This is a genomic window from Longimicrobium sp. (genome assembly GCF_036280135.1).
Classification (GTDB): domain Bacteria; phylum Gemmatimonadota; class Gemmatimonadetes; order Longimicrobiales; family Longimicrobiaceae; genus Longimicrobium.
In genome coordinates this window covers 1-7434 of record NZ_DASURI010000753.1, presented here as the reverse complement: position 1 = coordinate 7434, position 7434 = coordinate 1, and the positions used below count along the sequence as shown (strand labels likewise).

The window sequence follows — 7434 nt, the reverse complement described above, 5'->3', positions numbered from 1 at the left end:
GAGGGTGCGAGCGACAGCGAGCGGGTGAGGGCCCTTCGCGGGGACGGCTACCGCCCCTTCCTCCGCCCTCCGCCCTTGCCGCCCTTCTTGTGCCGCGCGCCGCCGCCCCCGCGGCCGCCGCGACCGTGGCGGTTCTCGCCGCCGCCGTTGCGGTCGCGCCCGCCGGGGCCCTTGCGCTGGCCCGCGCGCCGGCTGCGCTCGCCGCGGGGACGGCCGCCCTCCTCCTGCTCGCGCGCGCGGTTGCGCGTGGCGGCGCTCGTCTCGCGGACGGCGATGCGCGCCTCGTCCAGCGTGGCCGCGCGCACCGCCTCGTGCTTGCCGCGCGTGACCGTCCAGTGCAGCGGACGATCCAGCTCCGGCAGTTCGCTCTCGTCCACCTCGTTGAGCGTCTTGGCGGGGATGCGCGCCCGGACGACGGCCTGGTCGCCCTCCAGCACGTAGTCCAGGGGGTACGAGCGGTCCGCGATCCAGATGTGGTCCGGCAGCGCCATCCACCGCGCCCGCTCCTCCGCCGGCACCAGCGCGTCCGGGTCCACGCCCAGCGGCGTCTCCAGGAACTCCGCGTAGCTCTTTACATCCGCCAGCTTGGCCAGCAGGTGGTCCGTGAGCACCTTATCGTTCACGGCCGCCGTGGTCCCGGCCGAGCGGCGGAACACCTCGCGCAGCTCCCGCAGCGTCTCGCGGATGCGGTTCATGTCCGGGTGATACGCCTGCCCGGACGCCACCGCCTCGGCCAGCACGCGCCGGCACGCGTCCTCCATCCCCTCGGGGAACTTGTTGATCCCCTCGTCCTCGCTCTCCAGGATGAAGCCGTGAAAGTCCTGCGTGCGCTGAAGGCGCAGGGGCGCGCGGCGATGCGACCCGTCGTACACCACCTCGCCCTGCCCCGACGCGGCGAACTCCCACACCATGTCGTCCGGGATGTTGGTGCCGCTGATGGAGCCGCGCGCGCGCCCCATCTTGTCCGCGAAGTAGACGATCTCGCCCGCCACCGCGCCGTAGCTGCTGGCCACGCTCGTCTTGCTGACGGATACGTGCTCGCCCCAGCTGGTCTCCTCGTCGATGACGAGCCCAAACGGCATCATCCGGGCGACGAGGGCGCGCCAGTCGCGGTCCAGCTTGCCGTTCAGGCGCGGCAGGTTGCGCGGCAGCTCCAGGTCCAGCCCGCGGAAGATGCTGGCGATGGCGAGCGCCGCGTCCTCGATGGACCGCATCATCACGCCCCGCTCCTCGCACCACTTTTCCAGCGCCTCGGGCTCGAAGACGTGGCGCGGCAGGCCGTACACACTGCCCAGGCTGCCCGTCTCTTCCAGCGCGTCCTGGTAGATGTTGTACGCCGTGAGGTGGTCGCTTCCCTTGACCACGTACTGGCCGATGTCGTTGTCCTGCTGGCGCAGCATGCGGTGCAGCGACTCGATGCTCGCGCACACGGCCACGATGGGCACCAGGTGCTCATCCGCCTGCACCAGCAGCTCGCCGTACGCGCGGTCCACGGGCAGCACCTCCACGGCGCGGCCGTACCGCGTGAGCCGCCCGTTGGCGATGATGCCGCGCTCCGTCAGCGTCTCCATGGCGCGCCGGTAGGCGATGCGGTCCAGCGGCACGGGCAGGTCCAGCTCGTCCGCACGGACACCCATGTCGGCGCAGGTCATGGCCACGCGCTCCGGATCGCCGGCCAGCTGAAAGTGCGGCTCCGTGGGCTTGAGCTTGCTGAACTCGATCTCGCGCTCGGAGAGGATCCACACCTGCCCGTCCTTTACGCGGCCGTGCACGCGCCCCGCCATCTGCAGGATCTCGTTGGCGCCCAGGGGCATGCGCGTCAGCACGCTCTTGCCCTTCTTGACCAGCGTGGTGAACTGCGCGTCCTCGATGACGACCGTGTCCAGCCCGCGGATGTTCAGCGCGCTCTGCCCCGCCGCCGTCATGGCCAGGACGAACGGGTGCGGCGCGCCCTCGTCCTCCAGGAACGGGCGCAGCTTGGCCACCGGCTCGCCGCCGTGGTAGAACTCCGTCATCACGCCCTTGTAGCGGTCGCTGACGGCCTTGGCGATCTGCTCCGTCCCCGCGCGCGTGGGGACGAATACGGCCACGCCGCGCTCTTCCTTCTGCACGTGCCGCATGAAGCGGTCGCCCAGGAAGCCGACGGGATCGGTGGTGTTGGAGACGCGCACGTCCGCCGCCTTGTCGGGGTCGAACGCGTACGACTCGATGACGGCCGCGGAGTCCAGGTACTGCGAGTAGAACGTGGGATCGACGGTGGCGCTGAGCCAGATGAAGCGGCAGCCGGCGCGCTTGGCCAGGGCCAGGCACAGCTCCAGCTCCGCGCTGGTCTGGTGGATCTCGTCGACGATGACGACGTCCGTCTGGTCGATCATGTCGTCCTGCAGCCACCGCCGCGCGATCCCCGTGGTGACGATGACGACGTTCCACGTGGGCGTCTCGGGCGTCGCCTCGCGCTCGCGGTTCACCACGCCGACTCGCAGCTCCTCGCCCACGATGGCCTGGGCGATGGGGCGGATCGCGAGCGTCTTGCCGGTGCCGGTGCCGGCCATGATGCCGAAGCCCTTGCCGCTGCGGGCCAGTTCGCGGATCTCGTCGCCGTGCTCGCGTTCGATGACGGTGGAGACGCCGGTGAGCTGCACGCCCAGCTCGATGGTTTCGCACGCCGCGCGCGTGGGCGCGATGACGACCACGCGCCCCTCGGGCGGGCGGCCGGGATAGCGTTCGCTGGGAGGTGTGCTGGATACCTCGACCATGCGGCTCCGTTTCTGTGCTGGTGTGGCGTGTGGACCCCGTGCTTGGGCGCAACAACTCGCCCGCCGCGCAATCTACGCGGCGGGCGGAAGGGCAGGAAGCAGGCCAGAGGGGGCGCCACCTGAATGAGAACCCTATTCCAAAGCAAAGCCGCCATCGCAGAACCAATCGTTCGCTGCCAAGGCGGTATATGCAGCAGTTTCCCAGGAATTGCGATGCTCGGCTGCGTAGCTTTCCGCCATCTCAACTAAGTGTGCTCTGATGCCAGGCATGCGGGCACTTCGATATAGGTTTCGGAGGTAACCGCGGATGCTTGCAATTAGTCGCGCTCCGTGAGACCCATACAATTTCCCGAGTTCAAGCAGGTCGAAGTGGTTACGTAACCGGCGGAGTAGAACAGGATCACCTCCGGGAGGCGACTGTATGTAGAATTCAAGGGAAGCGGGCGTGTCTTCGATAACTTCGCTCGCCAACCACGTTTCTCCTCCGATGTTATCGTAATAGGGATGCAGTATCTGCTCCTCGGCCTTCCCGGGAACGGTAGCAAGCTTCAGCTTATTGCAATCTCCGCAACAAGCGACAAGGTTGAACGGTACGACGGCCAATGCCGGGTAAAAAGCGCGCGGGAGATAGTGGTCGAGAGTCGAAACTGTCCGCTGAGCGCACAAAGGACAACGCCGATGCTTGGGAATATTGATCAGCTTCTCGTATATGCTACGCCCTGGGCCACGCTTATGTACAAACCGGTCTTTGTAGATGGATGACATCTCATCCTTGGTAACCTTGCCGTCCACGGTACCCTGTGGAGAGATCGAATAAAATTGACCACGGTCACCGGCTCGATCAAATTCTGCTGCAGCAAGGACAATGCTCTGTTCTATTGCTTGCAGTCTAGCTTTAAATAAGGCGTCGTCAATCCGACTGATACTGGTCCTAAAAGTATCGAGCGGATCGATGACCGGCTTAGGAAGAGTCATCATTCGTTGATGCGCTCCCCATTCTGCTCTTCCGCGACGAGTGCACGGACAATGGCACGCGCTTCAGTTCCGAGTTCCATATTAAATTTACCCAATACGGCCTCGTAACTACGCGACTTGTTTACGGATTCGGCGAGCATATTATGAAAACCAGCCTGCGTGACCTCCAATCCGAAAACCTCACTGGTTAGCACACCGACATTCTCGCCAAAGGTTTCTCGTTCAGGTCGCTCTGCGCTCATGTCAGCCTGAGCCCTGTAGAGCTTCCAGACACACCGGCGGGGCACCTCTTGAAGGACTACAGGTGAGTGCGTTGCGATTATGGCGACTCCATTTCGCTGGACGAGGAGATCGGACAACGCGCGAACAAAAGCGGACAGTAGAGGCGGGTGTAGATGAGCCTCGGGCTCATCCATTAGTACGAGTGTCCGTTCCTCGACAGTCTCGACAAGCTTGGTGATTGTGAGGAGGACGATTTTGTGCCCGGAACTTAAGCGGTGAAATACTGGAAAGCTACGCTCCGTCCATTGAGCGGCCTTACCCTCAACAGGTATTGATGCAATCTCTGCGTCAGCAAACATGGGATCACTTTCGAGCATCTTCAACGCACGCCTCCATCTCAGCAACCTAGCATCCTTATGAAAGTTATAAACGCTCTTGACAATTTCGAGGGTCAGTTCAGATGGCGTTCTAGGACCCTTTTCCGGTGCCGTCTTTTGCAGGCCAACATATGTGTATCGAAATCCAGTAGTCGGTGGTGACATCGCAGCCAAGGGTTCAGATGTGTCAAAAGCACTAAAACTCACGGCTACCAGACCTGCAAACTTTTCTCCTTGGCCGAACGGATCGTCAATGGTTATAAAAGCACCCGATTCAGGTTCAGGGTTAGGTATAACTAAAGCTTTCGTCATACTATTCATCAAATGGGTCTTTCCTACGCCATTGCGACCAATCAAGACGTGAATATTCGTTGGGGGGTGGGACTCAGGTTCAACATCAAATTGAATCCGGAGTGGCGGCTCAGCCTGCTCATGAGTACCCACCATCTGGTACACTATACTATACTTTGTAAGTCTCGCATCCCCGCGCGCAATACGGCGGAACTGCCGCCGTACCGTCATCTCTGAGACGGATCGCAACAATGACGTATCTGTTACATGCTCCTGTAATGCACGATTAAGAAACTCCTCGTCAGCAACAGCCAAGTCTCTCAAACCATTCAGTACGCGATCCCGCAACTCTGGTTCGAGTTCATTCAGAACTTCGTAATAACTGTCATCCTGCCCAACAGAGAAGAACCGCGTACTCAACGTATCGAAACGCATCGGCAGGTTAGGCCGTGGCTGCTCTTTTGTCATGCCGAACGCACCGATCTTTACGCTCCCTATATCGCGCCGCTGCCCAGATGCGTCGAATACAACCAGACTAAACAATGTTTGGTAGGTAAACCAGTCATTCCAATCATCCATGAGCAAACAGGCTCCCGCGGAACCGGAAAACGCCGGCTTCTCTCCCACGGGTAACACGCGAAAGAACATTGGTTTCCGATTGTTGTGATAGACAGGGCACCCGTTACCGTGATCTAGGAGATCACCTACTTATCTTTTCAAGCCGCGCCCTTCATTTAAGCAGTTCCAGAGCGCGCGTCTTGACCGAGCGCGCAACAGCCCTCTCCCTCCCGTCGGGGGCGTTGGCAAGAAGGTGAGGATTGATCCATTCGAGCCTGTCGAATGAGAGCCCATATGACGCGTGCAGTTCCCGCGCTAGATAAGCGAGGCTCACGTTCGTTGTCAGCCTGTCCGCCGCTTCTGTGAATCCATCAGCGCTAACAATGGGATTAACAGACGCACACACCGCTAGCTACATCGTCAGCAGCAGGGAGCAAAAGCAAGGCTGGCCGCTCCTCCGCCAAGAAGACACGGCCAGCCTCACACACGGAACGACCCGAAGGCTGCCCGCCTCGCCAAAGCTACCCCTGCTGCGCGGCCAGGGTCAAGAGGATTGGAGATCGCCATGCGCGCACCCCGCACATCCGCAGGCTCCGCTCCCACCCGCCGCGCGCGGAAGGAGGCTCGCCCATGATCGGCACATCGAGCCAGGCCAACGACGGCGCCTCGCCCATGCGGCTGCTGGAGATGCTGTCGGACCGCTTCGGCGTCTTCGAGGCGCTGGCCTACTCCACCATCAAGCTCAACCGCTGCACCAGCGCCGACGAGCTCTCGATGGACCCCCTCGTCGCCCAGGCCGTGCTGGAGTTCGGCGGCGACCTGCGCAGCGCCCTCGCGGCCTCCCTCGACTGGGCCGAGGACAAGGGCCTCGTCCATCACTGGACGCCCGCGGAGAACGAGGCCGCCGCCTGAACGCAGCAGGACGATGCAGGGATCCAATGAAACAGCCGCGGGCCAGGACCGGTCCGCGGCTGTCGTGTTCAACGCCCGTCACGCTGCGCCTGACCAAGCCCGCCATGATCGTTGCTCCCCACAGTTCGCGCCATTACCATGCGGTACCAGGTAGGTGGAATCGGCCACAGAACGAGCCGATGGAGAAGGCACCCGGCCTGGAGGAGATCATGCAGCGGAAGATGAAGCTCGACCTGGAGCGGCTGGACGTGGATTCGTTCCAGACGGACGCGGTCCCGGCAGAGACGGGTACGGTTCACGGACATGGCCCCACCGGCACCGGCGGAGGGCAGTGGAGCGTGAACCCGAACAACACCTGCGGGCAGGCCACCTGCGTCGCCGTCGTCACCTGCATCGGGGAGACCTGCGGCACCTGCGACACGGCCTATCGCTGTACGTACGACACTTCCGAGAACTGCACCTTCTGGTGTCCCACGGGCGGCGAAAACTGCATGCCGGTGACCGCCGTCTGCGACTGAGCTCGCGCGTGGCGCGCTACGGCCCCCGCCCGGGCCGTAGCGCCTCGTCCGTGCTTCCGCCCGGGTGAGGAGCGGCGACACACGTACTTGCTCGGCCCGCCGGCTTACCGTTGCGGCGGCGAGCTGGTGCGCAGGGCGTTGAGCACGCGCAGCGTCGGCTCGGACGGGAGGATGCGGGGGACGGGGAGCTCGCGCACGGGGCGGAACTCGATCATCATCCGCTGCCCGGCGCGCTCCACCTCCAGGCGCGCGGCGAACACCGTGTCGCGCTGGATCTCCGAATCGCGGATCACGTCGCCCACGCGCAGGCCGGCGCGCTCCGCCGCGGAGCCCGCGACCAGCGACGTCACCGTCACGCCCTCGCGGACGATGTTCTCCCCATCCACCACGAAGCCGCGCTGGTACAGCTCCACCGTCCCCGGCGCGCACGCCATTCCCACCTCGGCGCACACCTCCAGCACCGGCAGCTCGCCCGCGCCGTCCACGTACGCGGAAAAGAACGCGGCCCAGTCCATCTCCGTCGTCGCCTCCAGCGTGCCCCGCAGGTCCGCCGGGCGGTACGGCTCCGTGCGCGCGAACACGGCCCGCACGTAGTCGTCCAGCGTGCGCGCGCCGCCGGACGCGTGGCGGATGCGCAGGTCCATCAGCAGCGCGGTCAGCGCGCCCTTTACGTACGGCAGGCGGTTGTAGTCCTGCGAATCCCAGTAGCGTTCCGCCAGGATCGCCGTCGTGGCCGTGAGCGCCTGCGGGTTCGCCAGGTAGTCGCGGATGCGGTCGTTCGTGCGCGCCACGAGCCCCGCCTCGTCCAGCACACCGGCGCGCAGC

6 protein-coding genes are annotated in these 7434 nt (G+C 63.9%); 2 read left to right on the top strand and 4 right to left on the bottom strand.

Annotated features, from left to right (window positions below):
- Nucleotides 1–47 precede the first annotated feature (47 nt).
- From VFZ20_RS24370 to VFZ20_RS24360, 3 genes are all read right to left on the bottom strand, one after another.
- On the bottom strand, nt 48–2756 hold the full coding sequence (locus VFZ20_RS24370; protein WP_329686562.1) for a hypothetical protein: 2709 nt from the start codon (nt 2754–2756) through the stop codon (nt 48–50).
- Nucleotides 2757–2888: 132 nt separating this feature from the next.
- Nucleotides 2889–3734: a hypothetical protein gene (locus tag VFZ20_RS24365; RefSeq protein WP_329686561.1), complete on the bottom strand. Its 846-nt coding sequence runs from the start codon at nt 3732–3734 to the stop codon at nt 2889–2891.
- Nucleotides 3731–5269 carry an AAA family ATPase gene (locus tag VFZ20_RS24360; protein ID WP_329686560.1) on the bottom strand — a complete coding sequence of 513 codons (1539 nt, stop codon included), beginning with the start codon at nt 5267–5269 and terminating at the stop codon, nt 3731–3733. Before VFZ20_RS24360 ends, VFZ20_RS24365 begins: the two co-directional genes overlap by 4 nt.
- Before the next feature lie 540 nt (nt 5270–5809).
- Between VFZ20_RS24360 and VFZ20_RS24355 the strand changes: the two genes are divergently transcribed.
- Nucleotides 5810–6091 (top strand): hypothetical protein, encoded by a 282-nt coding sequence (locus tag VFZ20_RS24355; protein WP_329686559.1) that lies wholly within the window; start codon nt 5810–5812, stop codon nt 6089–6091.
- 179 nt (nt 6092–6270) lie between these two features.
- Nucleotides 6271–6609, top strand: a complete 339-nt coding sequence (locus VFZ20_RS24350; RefSeq protein WP_329686558.1) for a hypothetical protein — start codon at nt 6271–6273, stop codon at nt 6607–6609.
- A 104-nt stretch (nt 6610–6713) separates the two neighbouring features.
- On the opposite strand, the gene VFZ20_RS24345 is transcribed toward VFZ20_RS24350, so the two are convergent.
- The coding region (locus VFZ20_RS24345) for a PDZ domain-containing protein (protein WP_329686557.1) at nt 6714–7434 on the bottom strand (721 nt) is incomplete at its 5' end.